Origin of the sequence: Nocardia sp. NPDC024068, assembly GCF_040638875.1 — a bacterium.
Classification (GTDB): Bacteria; Actinomycetota; Actinomycetes; order Mycobacteriales; family Mycobacteriaceae; genus Nocardia.
This window is the reverse complement of record NZ_JBEZYU010000004.1, coordinates 178,577-199,266: the sequence shown is the minus strand read 5'-3', so window position 1 is coordinate 199,266 and position 20,690 is coordinate 178,577. Positions and strand designations below refer to the sequence as shown.

Below are 20,690 nucleotides of genomic sequence, written 5' to 3'. Positions count from 1 at the left end.
GGCAGGACAAAGCGCGAGCGGGGGTACTCGACCTATGTATGAATCGGTGGCGCCGGCCCCGGCCGGAGGGGCCGGCCGCAGGCCGTGGCTGGCCCCGGCGCTGGCGCTGGGCATCTCGGTGACGGTGGGCGTCGGAGTGCTGTGCGGCGCCGTGCTCTCGGTGGCCCCGGCCGACCGGATGCTCACGGCCGTATGGATCTCCGTCACCGTGGTGGCCGCGTGCACCGCCGTCACCACCGCGGTGTACTTCCGCGGGATGATCGGCGCGGAACAGCGCCGCGCCGATGCCGCGCTCGACCGGGCCGCCCGCGAGCAGGCCCGTGCCGTCGCCGCCGAACAGACGGTTCTCGCGGAGAAGGAGGCCACCGCGACCGCCGAGCGGCGCCGGTCGGCCGCCATCGCCGCCCTCGCCAACGCCGCGGGGCGGATGCAGGCGATGACCACCAGCATGCTCGCCGAACTGCAGGATCTCGAACATCGGTACGCCGATCAGAGCGTGCTCGCCGATCTGCTGAAACTCGATCACGCGACGGCCCAGGCGGGCCGGCTCGCCGATAGTATCGCCATTCTCAGCGGTGCGCGGACGGGCCGCCGCTGGGCCAAACCGATTGTGATGGAACGTGTTCTGCGTGCCTCCATCGGCCGGGTCGGCGGATATCAGCGGGTGCGGATGCGGGCGATCGCCGATATCGCCATCGCCGGGCACGCGGCGGAGGGCGTGATCCACGCCCTGTCCGAACTGGTCGACAATGCCTGCCGATTCTCCCCGCCCACCACCGAGGTGCATATCTACGCGGCGGAACTCCCCGCCGGTGTGGCGGTGACCATCGAGGACAGCGGCCTGGTGATGAGCGAATCCTCGCTGCGCCGGGCGCAGGCCACCGTTTCGGGCACGGAAACCGATGCGGCCGAGGGGCTTTCCTCATTGAACGGCACCCGGTTCGGGCTGGCGGTCGTCGGGCGGCTCGCGCGTAAACACGGACTCACGGTCAGCTACCGGCCGTCCGCGATCGGCGGCACCGCCGCGGTGGTGATGATCCCGCGTGAGCTCACCGCCCGGATCGAACCGCCCACCCCCGCCGCCCTGCCCACCGGTCATTCGGCCACCCAGGCCGGACTGCCGCCGGGCGCCGTCCCGGATACCGATTCCGGGTCCTTCGGCGCGCTCACCGATACGGGATCGCGATACCGCACGTCGCCTTCGGCCGGTGATGCGCTCGCGACCTTCGGATTCGATTCGGACGCGCCGGGCCGGCACGGCGGCGCGCGGCACAGTTCCGGCCGGTTCCCGGTGCTCGACTCCCCGGAAACGGACGCGACCACCACCACCGTGCTGCCGAAGCGGCGCCGGGGCAGCACCCTGGCGGCCGCCCACCCCGAGGGTCTGCCCGAACCCGACGCTTTCGACGGTGACGCCTATCAGGATTCGCCCGCGAAACACCGATCGGCAGCTTCCTCGCTGGGTGCGTTCCAGCGCGCGGTCACCGGCCGCGCCGGTGACGATTCCCAGCCGTTCGGCGGACCGATCCACGGCAACGACGCCGCGCGATCGTCCCGGCATTCCCTGACAACCGACTGGGAGAACGATCGATGACGATGACATCGGATCCAGCGCAATTGGATTGGCTGCTGCAGCGGCTACTCAGCGAAACCGCCGGTGCGCGGCACGCGGTACTACTGGCGGCGGACGGAATCCAGATGTGCCATACCGCCGGGTTGACCATGGACCAGGCCGATCGTCTCGCCGCCATCGCATCGGGAGTGCAGGCCCTGGCCGGCAGCGCCTCGGCCGAATTCGGCAACGGCCGCGGCGGGGTGCGACAGTCGATGACCGAGTTCTACGGTGGGATCCTGTTCATCGTCGGCGCCGGAGCGGGCGCGCAGATCGCGGTCCTGGCCGACGACGACGCCGACGCGGGACTGGTCGGCGCCCAGATGGCGGCCCTGATCGAGCAGGTGGGCGAGTATCTTTCCGCGCCGCCGCGAGGGAGCCGAGCGAGACTGCTGTGAACCGCCCCGGCCGCGACGACGAGCCCGACCGCTTCTACACACTGACCGGTGGACGCGCCGCCCCGACCACCGACGAATTCGATCCGGTCACCCTGGTGGTGAGCGAATGCGATCCGGCCGCCGCGATGCAGCACGAGCATATGGCCATTCTGGCGATATGCAGGCAGCCGACCGCGGTGGTGGAGATCGCGGCCGAACTGCGGTTGCCGATCGGTATCGCGACGGTACTGGTCGCGGATCTGCTGCACGCGGGAAAGGTCACCGTCCGCCATCCCGAACTCGCCACGGGCCGCTACGGTGACACGTTCGATATCGACATGCTCGAGAAGGTGCTAGTTGGACTCCGTAGCCTTTGACGCCCGACCCACTCGCGCTCGGGCGCCCCTGCACAGCTCGGTGCGGCACGCGCTGAAAATCGTCGTAGTCGGCGGTTTCGGCGTGGGTAAGACCACGATGGTTCGCGCGGTCAGTGAGATCCAGCCGCTGGACACCGAGGCGGTGATGACCAACGCGGGAGTCGGCGTCGACGATCTGTCCGGAGTGACCGGTAAGTCGACCACCACCGTCGCCTTCGATTTCGGGCGTATCAGCCTCGGTGCGGAGTACGTCCTCTACGTCTTCGGCGCACCCGGACAGGAACGGTTCTGGTTCCTGTGGGACCGGCTGTTCACCGGCACACTGGGCGCGGTGGTACTGGTGGATCCGCGCCGGATCAGCGATTCCTGGTATGCCATCGATCGCCTCGAATACCAGGGCACCCCGTTCGTGGTGGCCTGCAACTCCTTCGAACCGATCCCCCCGGCGCTCGACGAGATCCGCGACGCTCTCGATCTGGACCCGCAGGTGCCGCTGTTCACCACCGACGCGCGGTCCCGGGAGTCGAGCAAACAGGTGCTGATCGGGCTCGTCGAACACCTCATCGAGCGGCAGACGCCACCGGCCCCGGTAGCGGGGGCGGGCTCATGACCCGGGCCGGCCACAACCCAGGGGTATCCGCGGCGGCCTGTCCGGTGGGTCCGTCCGGAGCGGTACTGCTGGAGGGGCCGGGTTTCCACAACGATCCCGCGCTGCTCTACACCCGGATGCGGTCGGAGCGCGGCGCGGTCGTCGCGGTGGAACTCATCGGCGAGATCCCCGCGTGGCTGGTGATCGGCTACCGGGAGCTGCATCAGGTCACCACCGACGGCCTGTTGTTCCCGCGGGATTCGAGTCTGTGGAACCAGTGGCCGGCGATCCCGCCGGATTGGCCGCTGCTGCCGATGGTCGGGCGGCCCCAGCCCGGGATCTATTTCACCGCGGGCGCCGCGCACGCCCGGCATGTGGGCCTGGTGGAGCCCGCACTGGAATCGGTGGACCCGTTCGCGTTGCGGACAGCCTGTGAACATCTGGCCGACAGCCTGATCGACCGGTTCTGCGGTCGCGGGCACGCCGACGTGGCCAAAGAGTTCGCCGAACTGCTGCCGGTGCTGACACTGGCCTGGATCATGGGCGTTCCCGAAGCCGACGGCCCCTATCTCGCGCAGAATATGCAGGCGCTGTGTGACGGCGGGCCCGAGGCGCCCGCCGCCTACCAGCGTTTCGTCGAATACATGCAGCAGCTGCTGGCGCAGAAGAAGGCCGCACCGGGTCAGGATCTGGTGTCGCGGATGCTCGCCCATCCGGAGCCGTTCGCGGACGAGGAATACGTCCTGAACATGCAGTCGGTGACCGCGGCCGGGCATCTGCCGACCGCCGACTGGATCGGCAACTCGATCCGGCTGATGCTGGTCGACGACCGGTTCGCCGCGGCCTTCGGCGCCGCCCGGCACAGTATCGGCCAGGCGATGACCGAGGTGCTGTGGGAGGACACCCCCACCCAGATCCTGGCCGGACGCTGGGTCGCCCGCGATTCCCGACTCGGCGAAGTGCTGGTGCGGCGCGGAGATATGCTGCTGCTCGGCCTGGCCGCGGCCAACGCCGATCCCCATATCCGCCAGTACAGCGGGCACGGCGCCGACCCCGCCCATTCCGGTAACGCCGCGCATTTCGCGTTCGGGCACGGCGAATACCGATGCCCCTACCCGGCGCAGCAGATCGCCGAGATCATCGCGCGCACCGGTATCGAGGTGCTCCTCGACCGGCTCCCCGACCTGGATCTGGCGGTACCCGCCGAATCCCTGGTCCGGCGCCCGTCGCCGTTCCTGCGTGGATTCACTTCTCTTCCGGTTGTTTTCACACCCGTACCCGCTGTTGGAGGTGGCTCGTGAGCCAGCAATGCCCGCATACCGCGGCCCTGACCATCGACCCCATGGTCGCCGATCTCGCGGGCGAGACCCGGACCCTGTGCGAGGGCCCGGAGCTCACGAAGATCGAACTGCTCGGCGCTCCGGCCTGGACGATCACCCGGCACAATCTGGCCCGCCGGCTGCTCACCGACCCCCGCCTGGTGAAAGATCACACCCGGTGGAATCTGTGGCAGTCCGGGGCCGTCACCCGGGAGTGGCCGCTGATCGGGATGATCGACGCCGGCCGCTCCATGTTCACCGTCGACGGCGCCGAACACCGCCGGTTGCGGATCAAGACCACCCGTGCCCTGGCGCCCCGCCGGCTGGGGGAGCTGCGCCCGAAGATCGAACAGTTCACCGCCGAACTCCTCGGCGATCTGGCCGAAGCCGCCGCCGGCGGTGACGCCGTGGACCTCAAGCAGATCTTCGCCTACCCGCTGCCGATGCGGGTGATCAGCGAACTCATGGGCGTCCCGCGCAGCGACCACACCATGCTGCTGGAGTCGTACAAGAAGTTCTTCTCCCTGCTGACTCCGCACGACGAGCGGATGCGGGTTTACGCCGAACTCGACGACTACTACACCGAACTCATCAAGGAGAAAACCGCCCACCCCGCCGACGATCTGACCTCCGACTTCATCCACGATGTCGCCGAGGGCGAAACCCCGCTCACCGAAGCCGAAGTGCACGGCAACCTCAAAGCCCTCGTGGCGGCGGGCCACGAAACCACCGTCAGCCTCATCATCACCACCACCCGGGCCCTGCTCGCGAACCCGGACCAGCTGGCGGCGGTCCGCTCCGGCGACCGCAGCTGGGAAGAAGCGATCGAGGAGACCCTGCGCTGGGACGGCCCGGTCATCCACCTGCTGATGCGCTTCGCCACCGAGGACATCACCGTCGGTGATCTGACCATCGAGCGGGGCGACGGGGTCGTCATGTCGTACCGGGCCATCGGCCGCGACCGCGATCTGCACGGCGAGGACGCGGACACCTTCGACCTCACCCGCCCGACCGCCAACCGCAATATCTCCTTCGGCTACGGCCCGCATATCTGCCCCGGGGCGGCCCTGGCCCGGCTGGAGGCGGCCATCGCGGTACCGGCGTTGTTCGAGCGTTTCCCCGATATCCGCAGCGCGATGCCGATCAGCGAACTGGGCAACCTCCCGGTCCTCACCCAGAACGACCCGGCAGCCTTCCCCGTTCGGCTCGGCGGGGCATAGCGCCGCCGCTGCCGCGTCTCACGGCCCGGCCACGGAATCGTCACCGGTGCCTGTCACCGATCCGGTTCCGGACGCCGCGGTCCGGTGGAGTGCGTCGAGCAGGTGGCGCAGGGCGGGGCGGGGTGGCCCGGGTGGGACGGCGAGCGACGTTGTCACCGAGAGATCGGCAAGCGGGCGGATCGCCACCCGATGGACCGTCGGCAATGCGGCGACCTCGTAGAACACCGTCCATGACGGTGGGCCCTCGGCGATTTCGGTGAGAGTCTGCTGCAGCGTGGTGAACGGCGGGCCGGTGGGCGGGGCGATACCCGCGGTCCGGCACCCCTCGGTGACCAGATCCTGGAACGGCGGATTGGCGTCCCGCCCGGCGAGGCGCAGCGGAAGGCTCCCGAGTTGTCCCAGCCGCAGCTCGGGTTGCCCAGCGAGTACATGGTCCGCCGGTAGTGCCACGTACAGCGGATCGGTCCACAGCTCGAGCACCTCGAGATCGGCGGCGGACCGCAGGGCGCGAATCAAGGCGGCGTCGAGTTCTCCCGACCGGACGGCGGTGAGTCGTTCGGCGGGCGGCAGCCTGCGCGTCCGGACCTGCAGGCGCGGGGCTATCGTGGCCAGCTCGTTCAACGCGCGATAGATCCGATTACCGGGGGCGTGCAGGGTGCCCAACCGCAGCACACCGTCACCACCGGCGGCGATATCTCCGGCGATACGACTCATCCGCTGGGTGGCCGCGAGCACGAGCCGCGCCTCGGCCAGGAGACGTTCGCCCGCACCGGTGAGCCGGACGTGCCGGGTCGTCCGGTCGAGCAAGCGCACCGAGAACTCTCTCTCCAGCCGTGCGACCTGCTGACTCACCGCCGACTGGACGATGTTCAGGCGTCGGGCCGCCCGGCCGAAGCCACCTTCCTCGGCGACGGCCACGAAGTACTCGAGCTGCCGCAATTCCACAGCGCCTCCACCGATCTGGATCCGTGATCACTGCACGTGACAACTGCGTCTGGTTCGTCCTTTCTTCCCGGTGTGGACTGAGAGCAACCACGAACGAAGGAGCATGTATGCCGTCCCGTGATCCCGAAACCCTGTTCGTACCGCCCGCGACCGCGGAGGTCGTGCCCCTACCCGACGGCGGCGCCTTCCATCTACTCGCCGATGCCGTCGATACCGGTGGGGCACTGGGGGCGAATCGGCTCGTTCTCGGCGCCGGGGCGACCGGGGCCGGGCCACATCACCACGCGCTGTCCTCGGAGATGTTCTACGTCCTGGCGGGGACCGCCGAATTCGTTCTCGACGGCACACCTGTGACCGCGCCCGCGGGCAGTACGGTCGTGATTGCGCCCGGAACGATCCATGCCTTCGGTGCCGCACCGGATGCGCCGGTGGATCTGCTGATCGTCCTCACCCCGGGGATCGACCGATTCGAGTACTTCCGGCGGCTGGGCCGGATCCGGCACGGGGACGAGGACTTCGACAGCCTGTTGCCGGATCAACAGCGTTTCGATGTCCACTTCGCAGCTCCGACGGCCTGACATCCCCGTCCGGGATGGCCCGGCGCGCGGCGGCGCGACACGTGCAAGACTGGTCGCGTGCGCTTGTACCGTGACCATGCCGTCGTGCTGCGCCAGCACAAGCTGGGTGAGGCCGATCGTATTGTCACGTTGCTGACCAGGGAACACGGTGTGGTGCGGGCCGTTGCGAAGGGGGTGCGGCGTACCAAATCGAAGTTCGGGGCGCGGTTGGAGCCGTTCGCGTATATCGATGTGCAACTCCATCCCGGCCGCAGTCTGGACATCGTGACCCAGGTGCACACGATCGAGGCGTTCGCCACCGCCATCATCGCCGATTACGGCCGGTACACCACCGCCTGCGCCGTGCTGGAGACCGCGGAACGCCTGGCCGGTGAGGAACGCGCACCCGTGCCCCGCCTGCACACTCTCACCGCGGGCGCGTTGCGCGCCATCGCCGAGGGGCAGCGCCCGCACGAACTCGTTCTCGACGCCTTCCTGCTCCGCGCCATGGATTACGCCGGCTGGGCCCCGGCCGTCGACGAATGCGCCCGCTGCGCCACTCCCGGCCCACACCGGGCATTCCATGTGGGCGCCGGGGGAGCGGTGTGTGTGCACTGCCGCCCGGCGGGTGCGGTCACCCCGGCTCCTGCGGTGTTCGACCATATGCTCGCACTGCGCCACGGCCGATGGGACCGGGTCGAGACGATTCCGGACTCGGCGCGACGGCAGGCCAGCGGGTTGATAGCGGCTCACCTGCAATGGCACCTGGAGCACAAACTCCGGACCCTGCCCTTGATAGAACGTGCGGGAGCCGCATCGCGGTCCGGTCCCGCGGAACCCGGGCAGGGATCCGGGGCCGATCTGGACGGTGTCGTCTCGGGCGCGGTGGGGAGTTCCTGAAACCGCCGGAGCGCGCGGGCGGCGGGAAGGCCCCGATCCGGTCGGTGTCATGAACACAGATAGTCTTTTCTGGTGATCCTGCGTCGTGACTCCGCCGGTTCGGACGCATCCGCGTCTGCCGGTGTCCGCACTGTCCGTCCGCCGTCACCGCATCCGTCCGGCGCGACCCCGCCCGATATCCCGGCCGAGCTGGTTCCGCGGCATGTGGCCCTGGTGATGGACGGGAACGGCCGCTGGGCGCAGGAGCGGGGGTTACCGCGGACCGCCGGGCACGAAAAGGGTGAGGCCGTGCTCATGGATACCGTCGAGGGCTGTATCGAGATCGGTGTGAAGTGGTTGTCGGCGTATGCGTTCTCCACCGAGAACTGGCGCCGCAGCCCGGATGAGGTGCGGTTCCTCATGGGCTTCAACCGGGATGTGATCCGGCGCCGTCGTGACGAGATGCACGAGATGGGGGTCCGGGTGCGCTGGGCGGGACGGCGGCCGCGGTTGTGGCGCAGTGTGATTCGTGAGCTGGAGACCGCTCAGGAGTTGACGGCGGACAACACCGTCATGACATTGACGATGTGTGTGAACTACGGGGGTCGCGCCGAGATCGCCGACGCGGCACGGGAGGTCGCGCGCCGGGTGGCGGCGGGGGAGATCGATCCGGAGAAGGTGACCGAGGATGTGCTGGCCCGGTATCTGGACGAACCGGATATGCCCGATGTCGATCTCTTCCTGCGGCCTTCGGGCGAGTTCCGCAGTTCGAATTTCCTGATCTGGCAGTCGGCGTATGCGGAATTCGTCTATCAGGAGACGCTGTTTCCCGATTTCGATCGGCGCAATCTGTGGGAGGCATGCCTCGAATACGCCCGGCGTGACCGGCGGTTCGGCGGTACCAAATGAGTAGTGATGCGGATTCCGGCGCGCTGGCGCCGGATATCGAGTTGAAGGCCCGGGCCGGCGCCGGGCTGGGGCTCTACGATATCGACGTCCGGGTCGACAACGACGGTTCGTTGCGTTTCGACTATCAGGGTGTGCTGTGTTCGGCGAGCGCGTTCACACTGACGCCGGGTCTGGATGTGCTGTCGCTGACCTGCGTACTGGCGTGGGATCGCCCGCTGAAACCGCAATTGCACAAGCGGGTCGGCGAACGGAACGCCGCGTTGCAGTTCGGTTCGATCGCGGTGATCTCGCACGACAAACTGGCCGATGTGATCCTGCGCTACACCTTCCCGGCGGCCGGTCTGGACGATCAGGCCCTCACGACGATGCTGCTGCTGGTGCTCGGGGGAGCGGCGGAGGCGCGGAAGGGGCTGCTGCCCTGATCCTCGTTCAGGCGGGTGCGGCGTCCGCCGTTTCGGCCGGCGAGGGTGCCGGATAACGCCGGTCGCCATACGGGAAGAGGGTGTCGACACCGCGGATGTACTGATCGCTGTCCAGATCGCCCATGAGCAGGTGTTGCAGCACGAATCCGGGTAGCAGCCCGAAGAGCGCGGCCGCTACCGCGTCGAGATCGCTGTCGGCCGGCAGCCAGCCGGCGTCGTGCATCCGCACCGCGTACTCGCGCCACATGGCCCGGATACCGGTCATGGTGTTGCGGACGGGTATGGCGGCCTGCGCGTCGGTGAGGGCCAGCGACCAGGCCTGTGGAGCCAGGCGGATCCGGCCCTCGGGGCCGCTCTGGGTGTAGATCCAGTCGGTCATATGGGCGATCAGTTCGGCGGGTGTGGGCAGCGGATCGTGCTCGATGAACTCGAGCATGCGTGCGCGGACATCACCGGCCGCGGTGGTGGCCAAGGCCATGACCAGGTCGTCTTTGCTTTTGAAGTACCGGTAGACCGCGCCTGCGGACAGGCCCGATTCGGTGAACACGTCCTGCATCGACGTCTGGTGGAACCCTTTGCGGACGAAGCACACCCGGGCCGCGTCGAGGATCTGTTGCCGGCGGCGTTCCAGGTGTTCGTCACTGACTCGGGGCATACCTACAAAGTAAAACGAATGTTCGTTCTTGACAAGCTCGGGGTCGGATGGGACGGTGAGGTCACCGAAAAAGAACGAGCCTTCGATTTTCTGGGGAGAACGTCATGAACGTCATCCAGCGCGCTGTCGCCATCGGGGCCGGCGCGGCTCTACTGCAGGCGCTGATGCTCATCGCCTTCGCTTGGCCCGCCACCAATATCGCGCCGCGCGATCTGCCGCTGGCCGTCGCGGGACCGCAGGCGGCGATGGTGGAACAGCGGCTCACCGGCCAGAACCCGGACGCCTTCGAGGTCACCACCGTCGCCGACGCGGCGGCGGCCCGGGAGGCCATCGCCGACCGCGAGGTCTACGGTGCGATCGTCACCGGCAACGGGGCGCCCCAGCTGCTGATCGCCACCGGGGCCAGCCCCGCGGTCGCTCAGCAGCTCACCCAGATCGGTCAGCAGATGTCCGGCGCTCCGGCCGCGCAGATCGAGGACGTGGTGCCGGGTGATCCCGACGATCCGCGCGGTATGGGATTCGGGACCATGGCATTGCCGCTGGTGATGGCCGGTATCGCCGGAGGTGTCCTGCTGTCGCTGCTGATTCCCACCGCCACCGGCCGGATCGTCGGCGCACTCACCTTCGGGATCGCCGGCGGACTGCTGAGCATGCTCGTCACCCAGACCTGGTTGTCCATCGTCCCCGGTTCCTACCTGGCGCTGTCGGCGGTGGCCGGACTGGTCTCGTTCGCTGTCGCCGGAACCGTGTCGGGGCTGGCGACGGTGATCGGACGAGCCGGTATCGGTGTCGCCGCGCTGACGATGCTGCTGATCGGCAACCCGTTCTCGGCGGCCACCTCGGCTCCGGAACTGCTGCCCCGGCCGTGGGGCACGGTCGGCCAGCTGCTGCCGCCGGGTGCCGCCGCCTCGCTGATCCGTTCGGTCGCGTTCTTCGACGGCGCCGGTGCGCTGAAACCGCTGCTGGTTCTGCTGGCCTGGGCGGCCCTCGCGCTGGTTCTGCTGGGGATCGGCGTGATCCGCGACAGCCGTCGCACCGATCCGGAACCCGCCACCTCCGAGGCGGTCCCGGTGGCCGCCTGAGGCGATACCGCCGGCACGGCGACAGGGCCGCTACCGTTCTCGGTAGCGGCCCTGTCGCCTAGTACTCACGGTGTCCGCGTCACCGGCCCATCGCGGAGCAGGCGTGGCAGCTGCCGAAGATCTCCAGGGTGTGGCTGACATCGGTGAACCCGTGGCTGGAGGCGGTACTGGCCGCCCACGCTTCGACGGTGGGTCCCGCGACCTCCACCGTGCGGCCGCAGTGCCGGCAGACCAGATGGTGATGGTGCCCGGTCGAGCACTGCCGGTAGACCGACTCACCGTTATCGGTGCGCAGCACGTCCACCATCCCGGCGTCGGCCAGCGACTGCAGTGTCCGGTAGACGGTGGTCAGGCCGATGCCCTCGCCGCGGCGCCGCAGTTCGTCGTGTAGCTCCTGGGCCGAACGGAACCTGTCGATGTCCTCGAGTAGTGCGGCGACCGCGTTGCGTTGCCGCGTGGTGCGAACACCGACTGCTCTCCCCGTAGCGGCCCCTTTGCCGGTGACCAGGTTCTCGGACACGAATTACCCTTCTTCTTCGGCGTGCGCGACTGCGTCGACCACGATATGCGCAAGATGGTCATCGACGAGTTCGTAGAGGACCTCGCGGCCCGAACGCTCACCGTGCACCACCCCGGCCGATTTGAGGATCCGCAGGTGCTGGCTGACCAGCGGTTGCGTGACACCGAGGGCATCCACCAGTTCGTGCACACAGCGCGGCGACTCCCGCAGTTGTAGCACGATGGCAATGCGAACGGGGGCCGCGAGTGCGCGCAGCAGCTCACCGGCGTTCTCCAGGACGGCCCGGGCGGGTATCGGGACCGGCGCGGGGGAGCGGTAGGGGTTGTGCTGCCCGACGGCGGCGGTATCGGTTGTCATGGTCCACTCCTTATTGGAAACCGGTCCCATTTTGATATGCACGGATACGCATGTCAAATGTCCATGCCGTGGTGGGTGCGAAACCCGGTGGCATCGGCCGATAAGCTGTACAGGATCGTTCGTGTCACGGCCGTGGGCAACCGCCGTGTGCAGCTGTGATCACGCCGCTCGATCCGGGCGGTGTAACTACTGGCGATTCGTAGTGGATGGAGAAATCTCGCGTGGCACCCAAGTCGAAGGTGGACACCGTTGCCAACCTCGCCAAGCGCCGGGGGCTGGTGTACCCGTGTGGTGAGATCTACGGCGGTACCAAATCGGCGTGGGACTACGGTCCGCTCGGCGTCGAGTTGAAGGACAACATCAAGAAGCAGTGGTGGCGCACCATGGTCACCGGCCGCGACGATGTGGTCGGCCTCGACTCCTCGGTGATCCTCCCGCGGCAGGTCTGGGTCGCCTCCGGCCATGTGGAAACCTTCTCCGATCCGCTGGTGGAATCCCTGCACACCCACAAGCGGTACCGGGCCGATCACCTGCTCGAGGCCTACGAGGCCAAACACGGCCGCCCGCCCGCCAACGGCCTGGCCGATATCAACGATCCGGAAACCGGCCAGCCCGGCAAATGGACCGAACCCCGCAACTTCTCCGGCCTGCTCAAGACCTACCTGGGCCCGGTCGACGACGAAGAGGGACTGCACTATCTGCGTCCGGAGACCGCGCAGGGCATCTTCGTGAACTTCGCCAATGTGATGACCACCGCGCGTAAGAAGCCGCCGTTCGGTATCGCCCAGATCGGCAAGAGTTTCCGCAACGAGATCACCCCCGGCAATTTCATCTTCCGCACCCGCGAGTTCGAGCAGATGGAGATGGAGTTCTTCGTCAAGCCGGGTGAGGACGCCGAATGGCACAAATACTGGATCGATACCCGTTTCGCCTGGTACACCGACCTCGGTATCGATCCGGAGAACCTGCGCCTGTTCGAGCATCCGAAGGAGAAGCTCTCCCACTACTCCGCCGGCACCACCGATATCGAGTACCGGTTCGGCTTCCAGGGCGGTGAATGGGGCGAGCTGGAAGGTATCGCCAACCGCACCGATTACGACCTGTCCACGCACGCCAAGCATTCCGGCGCGGAACTGAGCTACTACGACCAGACCACCGAGGAACGCTACGTCCCGTACGTCATCGAGCCCGCCGCCGGTCTGACCCGGTCGCTGATGGCGTTCCTGGTCGACGCCTACGCCGAGGACGAGGCGCCCAACGCCAAGGGCGGCGTGGATACCCGCACCGTGCTGCGTCTGGACCGCCGTCTGTCCCCGGTGAAGGCCGCGGTGCTGCCACTGTCGCGCAATGCCGACCTCACCCCGAAGGCCAAGGATCTCGCCGCCCGGCTGCGCCGCAACTGGAATATCGAATTCGACGATGCCGGCGCGATCGGCCGCCGCTACCGCCGCCAGGACGAGATCGGTACCCCGTTCTGCATCACGGTCGATTTCGATACCCTCGACGATCAGGCGGTCACGGTGCGCGAGCGCGACACCATGGCCCAGGAGCGGATCGCCCTCGACCAGGTCGAGGGTTATCTGGCCCAGCGCCTGCTCGGCTGCTGACCGTGTCCCTCGTTCCCGCTTCGGCGGGAGCGAGGGACTTCCGCTCCTCGATAGCATCGGGGGGTGATCACCATCGAAAAGTCCTACACCGGCCATGTCGAACCCGGCGGCGCCGCGCAGCGCCGCGAGGTCCCGGGCGCCCGGGTGACCAAGATGTCGGTCGGCCCGATGGACAACAACACCTACCTGATCCAATGCGCCACCACCGGCGCGACCCTGCTGATCGACGCCGCCAACGACGCGGACCGCATTCTCGCGCTCATCGGCCAGGAAGCCACCCACGGTATCGACCTCATCGTCACCACCCACCAGCACGCCGACCACTGGCAGGCCCTCACCGCCGTCGCCGAATCCACCGGCGCCCCCACCGCCGCCCACGCACTCGACGCCGACCCGCTCCCGGTGACCCCGCAGCGCATCCTGGCCGAGGGCGATACGGTCACCGTCGGCGACCTCACCCTGGACGTCATCCACCTGGTCGGTCACACCCCGGGATCGGTGACCCTGGTCCTCACCGACGGCTTCGGCCGCGCCCACCTGTTCACCGGCGACTGCCTGTTTCCGGGTGGTATCGGAAAAACTTGGCGCCCAGAGGATTTCGCCACTCTGCTGGCGGACGTGACCACCAAACTGTTCGGCCGCTACGGCGACGACACGGTGGTCTACCCGGGCCACGGGGACGACACCACCCTCGGCGCCGAGCGTCCGCGACTGGGGGACTGGCAGAGCCGGGGCTGGTGACCCGCCGGGGTCCGGCGGTGGACATGACACCGCCCTCGGTGCGTGCGGCCGGAGGGGGCCCACGCCGCCGAGGGCGGTGAGTGGGGTCAGGCCAGGCCGGCCAGCTGCCCGCGCAGCCAGGACAGGGCAGTGGCCCCACCGGCTACCCGGTAGGTCGGGTAGCTCTGGTGGATGCCGGATTTCACGAAATCGTCGACCTGCTTCTTACGCTCTTCGTAGGCGTCGTTGTTGAGCTGATCGTGCAGCAGACCCAGACCGCCGGCGGCCAGGGCGTCGTTCAGCAACTCCACCCCCAGTGAGTGGTAGTTGCCGAACTGGGAGGGGTCGGCGTTGGACACCTGGGCGAAGAAGCCCGCGATCCGGGCCGCGAAATCGCCGTCGGGGGTGGAGCAGTACAGGTCGCCGACCGCGCAGAAGGTGTAGGTGCGGTTGCTCAGCCAGCCGAAACCGGTGAGGCGTGGGCCGCCCGCGCCGGAGCCGGGAACCGGCGGGCCGATGAGGACATCGGCGGGGGAGCGGCGCGGATCGGCGATCAGGCCGACCAGGGCGACCCGGTCGGCGGGGACGATACCGAGCCCGGTGCCGATCTCGGAGGCGAGGTCGCCGGCGGCGTCCGCGCCCTGGCTGTACCCGAGCAGCGCGAAACGGGTGTTGCCGCAGCGGCCCGCGACCTCGGAGATGAGACCTTTGGCCCCGGAGATGGCCTCGTTCTTCGAGCGGCCGTAGACCTCGCCCTCCCACGGGAAGGCCGTGGCCGTATAGGCGACATAGTCGCTGTAGGCGCCGCGGGGCAGGCCGTCGGCGACCGCGGCCAGCATGCCCTTGCCGGGGTCGGCCTTCGAGGTCTCCCAGGTGCCGGGGATCGCCACCACGTACAGACCCGGGCAATGCGCGGGTGTGGCGTGGGCGGTCGTGGCGACCGCGGGCGCGAGGACCGAGGCGAGGGTGACCGCCAGACCGGCGGTGGCGCTCTTCCATCGAGGAAACATCGTGTACTCCATGTGCTCACCGAGACGGCCACCGGCCGTTCATCTGTTCCCAGTGTTCCCAAAACAGTCGACGGGCATGCCGCGACGATGCGGCCGACACGTACGAACGGCGGGCCCACGGCGGCCGGAGGTTCTCCGGCGCGCAGCGGAACTCGCCGTCTATAGCAAATCACAAATACGATTGTTTCGGCGTGTGAAATCTACCCGTGTTCGCCACAGATCAACGCGATATTCACACGCGCGCGGGTTGGCGATGGACTTGCCGGCGGCCCGGTGCCGCCCAGCCGCGGCGGCACCGGGTCCGGATCAGATGCGCGCCACCGGTTCCTGGAGTTCGGTGACCCATTTGTTCTCGTCCACATCCCAGACCAGCGTGACCTCACGGCCCGCGCCTGCGGTGCGGTACCCGTTCTCCTCGATCCACCGGGTGAGATCCTGATGGGGTTCCAGGGCGCCGTCCATGCTGCCGCGGTGGATCTGGGTGGCGGCCAGCGGCATCGCGGGGAGGTCGACGACCGTGTAATCGGGTGTGTCACCGGGTTCGGCGGCGACCGGCATCGCGGCGTGCGCCAGCAGCGACCCGTCGGGGCGCTGGTCGTAGTAGACGACGGCGGGTCCGATGATCCCGACACCCGCCCGGTCCAGCCCGGCGCACAGGTCCGTGAACAGCTGCTCCACCGCGGGGCCGATCGCCTCCGGAGTGAAATCGGCGACCACGGTGCTGCGTTCGGCCACCCGGACCGCGGGGACGGATTTGATGACGATCTCGTCGGTAGGCATGGCGCCCTCCCTTTCGATAACCCGGAGTCTCGCCTCGACCTGGGTGAGCCGGTTTCGATCGGCGGTGATCCGCTGCTCGATCTCGGCGCGGCGCAGCGTGAGCATGCCGCGCAGTTCCGGTCCGGTCACCGCGTCGTCCAGGACCCGGCCCACCTGCTCCAGGGTGAGTCCGAGTCCCTTCAGCGCGATGATCCGGTTCAGCCGTGCCAGTTGCCCGGCCTCGTAGTAGCGGTAGCCGCTCACCGGGTCCACGCGGTCGGGTACCAGCAACCCGAGCCGGTCGTAGTGGCGCAGCATGCGAACCGACACCTGCCCGTGCCGGGCGAAATCTCCGATACTCAACATGACGCCTCCGGTTCTATGGTCTGACACGGGGAGAGGGTCAAGGCGGCGGCGGTCCGCCGAGCGCGCCGTGTTCCCGGCCCTGGGCCCGCCTGGCAGACTTGTGACGTGACTTGGGCGCCAGTGCGTACTCGACCGGACTCGCGTGCCGATTCCGGGCGTTCGCGCGGGATCGGCGCCGCGATCGTGCGCTGGGGCGGTCGTCTGATCGGCGGAGCCCTGGTGGTCGGGCTGGTGCTGCTCGGCGGTACTGCGGTGCGGGTGTGGCAGGTGGCGCGGATCGAGGACTACACCCCGGCCGACGCCATCGTGGTGCTGGGGGCCGCCCAGTACTCGGGCACACCGTCGTCGGTGTTCGAGGCGCGGCTCTACCAGGCGGAGAAACTGTACGAGCAGGGCGTCTCGGATCTGGTGATCACGGTCGGCGGTAAACAGGACGGCGATCTCTACACCGAGGCCGCGTCCGGGAAGATGTACCTGATGGAGGCCGGTATCCCGGAGGACTCCATCCTCGCCGTGGAAACCGGATCCGACACCCTGCGCAGTGTGGAGGCCGTGGCCGCCGCGATGCACGACCGCGGATTGGGCTCCGCGGTGCTGGTCAGCGACCCGTGGCATTCGCTGCGCACCCGCACCATGGCCCGCGACGCCGGTATCGACGCCTGGACCGCGCCCACCCGTACCGGCCCCGCCGTGTACACCCGGGAATCGCAGGCGCACGGCATCACCCGCGAGACCGCGGCGCTGCTCTGGTACCAGCTCACGCATTTCTCGGCGGATTTCTCCTATACCGCCGGGCAGTGAGCCCTTCACCCGCCGGTGTCGCCGCACCCGCCGACCGGTCACCCCCCGGTGGCAGACTCGTGCGATGAGCTACACCGAGCACGACCGCGAACGCCTGGTCACCGAGGCGCCCAAAACGGCGGGCCTGGTCGATCCGGGTGTCTCCGGTAACGGTCACCGCAGCGAATTCGCGCGTGACCGTGCCCGGGTACTGCATTCGGCCGCACTCCGCCGCCTGGCGGATAAAACCCAGGTGATGGGGCCGCGTGAAGGCGATACGCCCCGAACCCGGCTCACCCATTCGCTGGAGGTCGCGCAGATCGGGCGCGGTATCGCCGACGGCCTCGGGTGTGATCCGGACCTGGCCGAGCTGGCCGGCCTGGCCCACGATATCGGGCACCCGCCCTACGGGCACAACGGCGAGAAGGCACTGGATATGTTCGCCACCGACGCCGGCGGTTTCGAGGGCAACGCCCAGAACCTGCGCATCCTCACCCGGCTCGAACCGAAGGTGCTCGACTCCGACGGCAGCAGCGCGGGTCTCAACCTCACCCGCGCCGCGCTCGACGCGGCGATCAAATATCCGTGGCAGCGGATCGAGCCGGGTGGCAAATTCGGCGCCTACGCGGTCGACGCCGAGCGGCTTGCCTGGGTCCGCAAGGATGCGCCGGAGCGCCGGCCCGCGCTGGAATGCCAGGTCATGGACTGGTCCGATGATGTCGCCTACTCCGTGCACGATGTCGAGGACGGCATCATCGCCGGGCGGATCGATCTGCGGGCGCTGGCCGACCCGGTGGAGCGGGCGGCGCTCGCCGAACTCGGGCACGTCCAGCACCGCGACCTGACGATCGATGATCTGGTGGCGGCGGCGCAGCGGCTGTCGGCGCTGCCGGTGGTGGCCGACGTCTTCACCTACGACGCCACCCTCACCAGTTCGGTGGCGCTGAAACGGCTGACCAGCGAACTCGTCGGCCGGTTCGCGAACGCGGCGGTGGTGGCGACCCGCGAAGCCTGGCCGGGTACACCGGCCCGCTACTCCGCCGACCTGGTGGTTCCCCCGGTCGCCGCGGCCGAGGTCGCGATCCTGAAGACCGTGGCGCTGCGCTACGTGATGTCCGATTCCGACCACAAGCTGCGACAGGCCGAACAGCGGGACCGGCTCACCGCCGTCGCCGAACATCTGCTGGCCACCGGGCCCACCGCTCTGGACGCGATCCTGCAACCGTGGTGGGAGGCCGCGGCCGACGACACCGCCCGGGTGCGGGTGATCGCCGACCAGATCGCCTCCTACACCGAGAGCCGGCTGGAACGCGTCGCGTCGGGGCTGTGAACCTGCCCCGCAGCGGTTCCGGCCCTGCGACGGCTGCGGATGGGGTCCGCCCGGCGGTGCCCTCTAGACTCGACTTCCGTGACCGGACGAATACCAGCTCGCGATATCACCGCCATTCGGGAGCGTGTCCGGATCGAGGACGTGGTGAGCGAGTACGTCACGCTCAAGAACGCGGGACCGCAGTCGATACGCGGTCTGTGCCCGTTCCACGATGAGAAATCCCCGTCCTTCCACGTACGTCCCCACCTCGGCCTCTTCCACTGTTTCGGCTGCGGTGAGGGCGGCGACGTCTACGCGTTCCTGCAGAAGATCGAGCACATCGGCTTCGTGGAGGCGGTCGAACAGCTCGCCGACCGGCTCGGCTACCGGATCGACTACGAGGGCGGCGGCACGTCGGTCCAGCGCGACCGCGGGACCCGCTCCCGGCTGGTCGCCGCCAACGCCGCCGCGCACGAGTTCTATATGGAGCGGTTACGCGGCCCCGACGCCACCGTGGCCCGCAAATACCTCACCGACCGCCATTTCGACGAGGCCGCGTGGACCCAGTTCGGGTGCGGATACGCCCCCGACGGCTGGGACATCCTCACCAAACATCTCCTGAACCGGGGGTTCGATTTCAAGGAGCTGGAGGCGGCGGGCCTGTCGAAGCAGGGGCGCCGCGGGCCGATCGACCGCTTCCACCGGCGGCTGCTCTGGCCGATCCGCAACCTCGGCGGCGATGTGATCGGTTTCGGCGCCCGCAAACTGTTCGACGACGACACCATGCCCGGTAAGTACGTCAATACGCCGGAAACGCTGCTGTACAAGAAATCCCAGGTGCTGTTCGGGCTCGACCACGCCAAACGCGAGATCGCCAAAAGCCATCAGGCGGTGGTGGTCGAGGGCTACACCGATGTCATGGCGATGCATCTGGCCGGGGTGAAAACCGCGGTCGCGGCCTGCGGAACGGCGTTCGGCGACGACCATTTCTCCGCACTGCGCCGACTGCTGATGGACGACAACTTCTGGCGCGGCGAGATCATCTTCACCTTCGACGGCGACGCGGCCGGCCAGGCCGCCGCGCTCAAGGCGTTCCTCGGCGATCAGAAGGTGTCCGGCCAGACCTACGTAGTGGTTACACCGGACGGTGAGGACCCGTGTGAACTGCGCCAACGTGCCGGTGACGCCGCCCTGCGCGATCTGGTCGCCCGCCGTGAACCGCTGTTCGACTTCGCGCTGCGCCAGGAAATCGCCAAACGTGAGGACACCCGCACCCGGGCGCTGACCTACGACAGCCAGGTCGAGGTGATGCGCTGGGCGGTGCCGATCGTCGCGCAGATCAAGGACCACGGCCTGCGCAAACGCTATGCGACCCAGCTGGCGGAATGGACGGGCTGGCAGGACCCGCAGCTCGTCTACCGCCGTGTCGACGAGGAGGCCCGCAAGATCCGCGGTGCGGCGGCCGCGCCTCCCGCGCGGGCCAATCGCAACGAACAGGCCGGCCCGTCCCAGGCGGCGGCCCGTCCCGACCCCCGGGACCCCGTCCTGCGTTCACAGCGTCAGGCCCTCGCGGCGGGACTGCAGTATCCGGAGATCGCGGGACCGGCGTTCGACGCCCTGGAGGCCGACGCCTTCACCCATCCCGCCTATATCGCCGTACGCCGGCTCATGGCCGAAGCGGGCGGGGTGGCGGCCGGGTTGTCGGGTGCCGACTGGATCCATGCGATCGGCGACCGCAGCGACGACCTCACCCTCCGCGCCATGATCTCGGAACTGGCCAGTGAGCCGCTACCGGTGAAAACGACGAACGATATCCCACGCTTCATCACCGGGGTGCTGGCCAACGCCCAGGCCGCGCTGGTCGGGCGTCAGATCGCGGAACTCAAATCCCGCCTGCACCGGGTGTCCTCGGTGGACGACCCGGACACCTATATGGCCCTGTTCGGCGACCTGGTGGCGCTGGAGCAGTACCGCAAGAGCCTGCTCGCACAGGCCATGGGCAACGACAGCCACCCGGCCGCCGGTTAACGCCGTCGCAGCTGATCCTGCGGCACCATCACCGTGGTCCGCTCGTCCAGCGGCTCCATCGGCTCCAGTTTCGGCCGGGTGCTCAACCGGTCCGACAGTCGCTGTCGGCTCACCATCACCAGCTTGCGTGTCACCGGGCTGCCGGCCACCGCACGGGCACTGGCGCTGATCTGCTCATAGCGCGCCCGCCCGGCCTTACTGCCCAGTACATAACCGGCAGCGATACCGATGATCAACCGCAGCATTTCGGTCGAGCTCCTCCCAGTAGTCCGTGCCGCCCCATCCTGCCCG

Annotated in this window: 23 protein-coding genes; 16 read left to right on the top strand and 7 right to left on the bottom strand. The window is 68.4% G+C overall.

Features of this window, described 5'->3' with window-relative positions:
* Positions 1-34: 34 nt before the first annotated feature.
* Genes AB0F41_RS07960 through AB0F41_RS07935 form a run of 6 tightly spaced genes read left to right on the top strand, consistent with a single transcriptional unit; the run spans position 35 to position 5,494 of the window.
* Positions 35-1,594, top strand: a complete 1,560-nt coding sequence (locus AB0F41_RS07960; protein WP_357422028.1) for an ATP-binding protein — start codon at positions 35-37, stop codon at positions 1,592-1,594.
* 2 nt (positions 1,595-1,596) lie between these two features.
* The gene (locus AB0F41_RS07955; RefSeq protein WP_357422027.1) at positions 1,597-2,010 is read left to right on the top strand and encodes a roadblock/LC7 domain-containing protein; all 414 of its coding nucleotides are present in this window, start codon (positions 1,597-1,599) and stop codon (positions 2,008-2,010) included.
* Positions 2,007-2,366, top strand: a complete 360-nt coding sequence (locus AB0F41_RS07950; protein WP_357422026.1) for a DUF742 domain-containing protein — start codon at positions 2,007-2,009, stop codon at positions 2,364-2,366. The genes AB0F41_RS07955 and AB0F41_RS07950 overlap by 4 nt, the downstream gene beginning before the upstream one ends.
* A 52-nt stretch (positions 2,367-2,418) precedes the next feature.
* Positions 2,419-2,976 carry an ATP/GTP-binding protein gene (locus AB0F41_RS07945; protein WP_357422059.1) on the top strand — a complete coding sequence of 186 codons (558 nt, stop codon included), beginning with the start codon at positions 2,419-2,421 and terminating at the stop codon, positions 2,974-2,976.
* Positions 2,973-4,256, top strand: coding sequence for a cytochrome P450 (locus AB0F41_RS07940; RefSeq protein ID WP_357422025.1), 1,284 nt, complete (start codon positions 2,973-2,975; stop codon positions 4,254-4,256). The genes AB0F41_RS07945 and AB0F41_RS07940 overlap by 4 nt, the downstream gene beginning before the upstream one ends.
* Positions 4,253-5,494, top strand: coding sequence for a cytochrome P450 (locus tag AB0F41_RS07935; RefSeq protein WP_357422024.1), 1,242 nt, complete (start codon positions 4,253-4,255; stop codon positions 5,492-5,494). The genes AB0F41_RS07940 and AB0F41_RS07935 overlap by 4 nt, the downstream gene beginning before the upstream one ends.
* Positions 5,495-5,512: 18 nt before the next feature.
* Here the strand turns inward: AB0F41_RS07935 and AB0F41_RS07930 are convergent, their stop codons facing one another.
* Entirely contained in the window at positions 5,513-6,439 is a 927-nt protein-coding gene (locus tag AB0F41_RS07930) for a LysR family transcriptional regulator (protein WP_357422023.1), read from the bottom strand.
* Positions 6,440-6,546: 107 nt separating this feature from the next.
* On the opposite strand from AB0F41_RS07930, the gene AB0F41_RS07925 reads away from it, so the two are divergent.
* The 4 genes from AB0F41_RS07925 to AB0F41_RS07910 all read left to right on the top strand — a co-directional run bounded on the left by AB0F41_RS07925 (position 6,547) and on the right by AB0F41_RS07910 (position 9,206).
* Positions 6,547-7,017 carry a cupin domain-containing protein gene (locus tag AB0F41_RS07925; protein ID WP_357422022.1) on the top strand — a complete coding sequence of 157 codons (471 nt, stop codon included), beginning with the start codon at positions 6,547-6,549 and terminating at the stop codon, positions 7,015-7,017.
* A 57-nt stretch (positions 7,018-7,074) separates the two neighbouring features.
* Positions 7,075-7,896, top strand: coding sequence for a DNA repair protein RecO (recO, locus tag AB0F41_RS07920; RefSeq protein ID WP_357422021.1), 822 nt, complete (start codon positions 7,075-7,077; stop codon positions 7,894-7,896).
* A 72-nt stretch (positions 7,897-7,968) separates the two neighbouring features.
* Entirely contained in the window at positions 7,969-8,784 is an 816-nt protein-coding gene (locus tag AB0F41_RS07915) for an isoprenyl transferase (RefSeq protein ID WP_357422020.1), read from the top strand.
* Complete coding sequence (locus tag AB0F41_RS07910; protein WP_357422019.1) at positions 8,781-9,206, top strand: hypothetical protein; 426 nt, start codon at positions 8,781-8,783, stop codon at positions 9,204-9,206. The genes AB0F41_RS07915 and AB0F41_RS07910 overlap by 4 nt, the downstream gene beginning before the upstream one ends.
* 7 nt (positions 9,207-9,213) lie before the next feature.
* On the opposite strand, the gene AB0F41_RS07905 is transcribed toward AB0F41_RS07910, so the two are convergent.
* Positions 9,214-9,861, bottom strand: coding sequence for a TetR/AcrR family transcriptional regulator (locus tag AB0F41_RS07905; RefSeq protein WP_357422018.1), 648 nt, complete (start codon positions 9,859-9,861; stop codon positions 9,214-9,216).
* 104 nt (positions 9,862-9,965) lie between these two features.
* Here AB0F41_RS07905 and AB0F41_RS07900 point away from each other — a divergent pair, with 104 nt between their 5' ends.
* Complete coding sequence (locus AB0F41_RS07900; protein ID WP_357422017.1) at positions 9,966-10,943, top strand: hypothetical protein; 978 nt, start codon at positions 9,966-9,968, stop codon at positions 10,941-10,943.
* A gap of 79 nt (positions 10,944-11,022) precedes the next feature.
* On the opposite strand, the gene AB0F41_RS07895 is transcribed toward AB0F41_RS07900, so the two are convergent.
* Together AB0F41_RS07895 and AB0F41_RS07890 are read right to left on the bottom strand one after the other, a co-directional pair.
* Positions 11,023-11,463, bottom strand: a complete 441-nt coding sequence (locus tag AB0F41_RS07895) for a Fur family transcriptional regulator (RefSeq protein WP_357422016.1) — start codon at positions 11,461-11,463, stop codon at positions 11,023-11,025.
* A gap of 3 nt (positions 11,464-11,466) precedes the next feature.
* Positions 11,467-11,820 (bottom strand): metalloregulator ArsR/SmtB family transcription factor, encoded by a 354-nt coding sequence (locus AB0F41_RS07890; protein ID WP_357422015.1) that lies wholly within the window; start codon positions 11,818-11,820, stop codon positions 11,467-11,469.
* 221 nt (positions 11,821-12,041) lie between these two features.
* Here AB0F41_RS07890 and AB0F41_RS07885 point away from each other — a divergent pair, with 221 nt between their 5' ends.
* The gene (locus AB0F41_RS07885) at positions 12,042-13,427 is read left to right on the top strand and encodes a glycine--tRNA ligase (protein WP_357422014.1); all 1,386 of its coding nucleotides are present in this window, start codon (positions 12,042-12,044) and stop codon (positions 13,425-13,427) included.
* A 63-nt stretch (positions 13,428-13,490) separates the two neighbouring features.
* Complete coding sequence (locus tag AB0F41_RS07880) at positions 13,491-14,168, top strand: MBL fold metallo-hydrolase (protein WP_357422013.1); 678 nt, start codon at positions 13,491-13,493, stop codon at positions 14,166-14,168.
* An 86-nt stretch (positions 14,169-14,254) separates the two neighbouring features.
* Here the strand turns inward: AB0F41_RS07880 and AB0F41_RS07875 are convergent, their stop codons facing one another.
* The gene (locus tag AB0F41_RS07875; protein ID WP_357422012.1) at positions 14,255-15,157 is read right to left on the bottom strand and encodes a cutinase family protein; all 903 of its coding nucleotides are present in this window, start codon (positions 15,155-15,157) and stop codon (positions 14,255-14,257) included.
* 306 nt (positions 15,158-15,463) lie between these two features.
* Entirely contained in the window at positions 15,464-16,282 is an 819-nt protein-coding gene (locus AB0F41_RS07870; RefSeq protein WP_357422011.1) for a MerR family transcriptional regulator, read from the bottom strand.
* 120 nt (positions 16,283-16,402) lie between these two features.
* On the opposite strand from AB0F41_RS07870, the gene AB0F41_RS07865 reads away from it, so the two are divergent.
* From AB0F41_RS07865 to dnaG, 3 genes are all read left to right on the top strand, one after another.
* Positions 16,403-17,083 carry a YdcF family protein gene (locus tag AB0F41_RS07865; protein ID WP_357422058.1) on the top strand — a complete coding sequence of 227 codons (681 nt, stop codon included), beginning with the start codon at positions 16,403-16,405 and terminating at the stop codon, positions 17,081-17,083.
* Positions 17,084-17,147: 64 nt separating this feature from the next.
* Entirely contained in the window at positions 17,148-18,392 is a 1,245-nt protein-coding gene (locus AB0F41_RS07860) for a deoxyguanosinetriphosphate triphosphohydrolase (RefSeq protein WP_357422010.1), read from the top strand.
* Between the two features lie 78 nt (positions 18,393-18,470).
* Entirely contained in the window at positions 18,471-20,399 is a 1,929-nt protein-coding gene (dnaG, locus tag AB0F41_RS07855) for a DNA primase (RefSeq protein WP_357422009.1), read from the top strand.
* On the opposite strand, the gene AB0F41_RS07850 is transcribed toward dnaG, so the two are convergent.
* Entirely contained in the window at positions 20,396-20,644 is a 249-nt protein-coding gene (locus AB0F41_RS07850) for a hypothetical protein (protein ID WP_357422008.1), read from the bottom strand. The genes dnaG and AB0F41_RS07850 overlap by 4 nt on opposite strands.
* Positions 20,645-20,690: the final 46 nt, after the last annotated feature.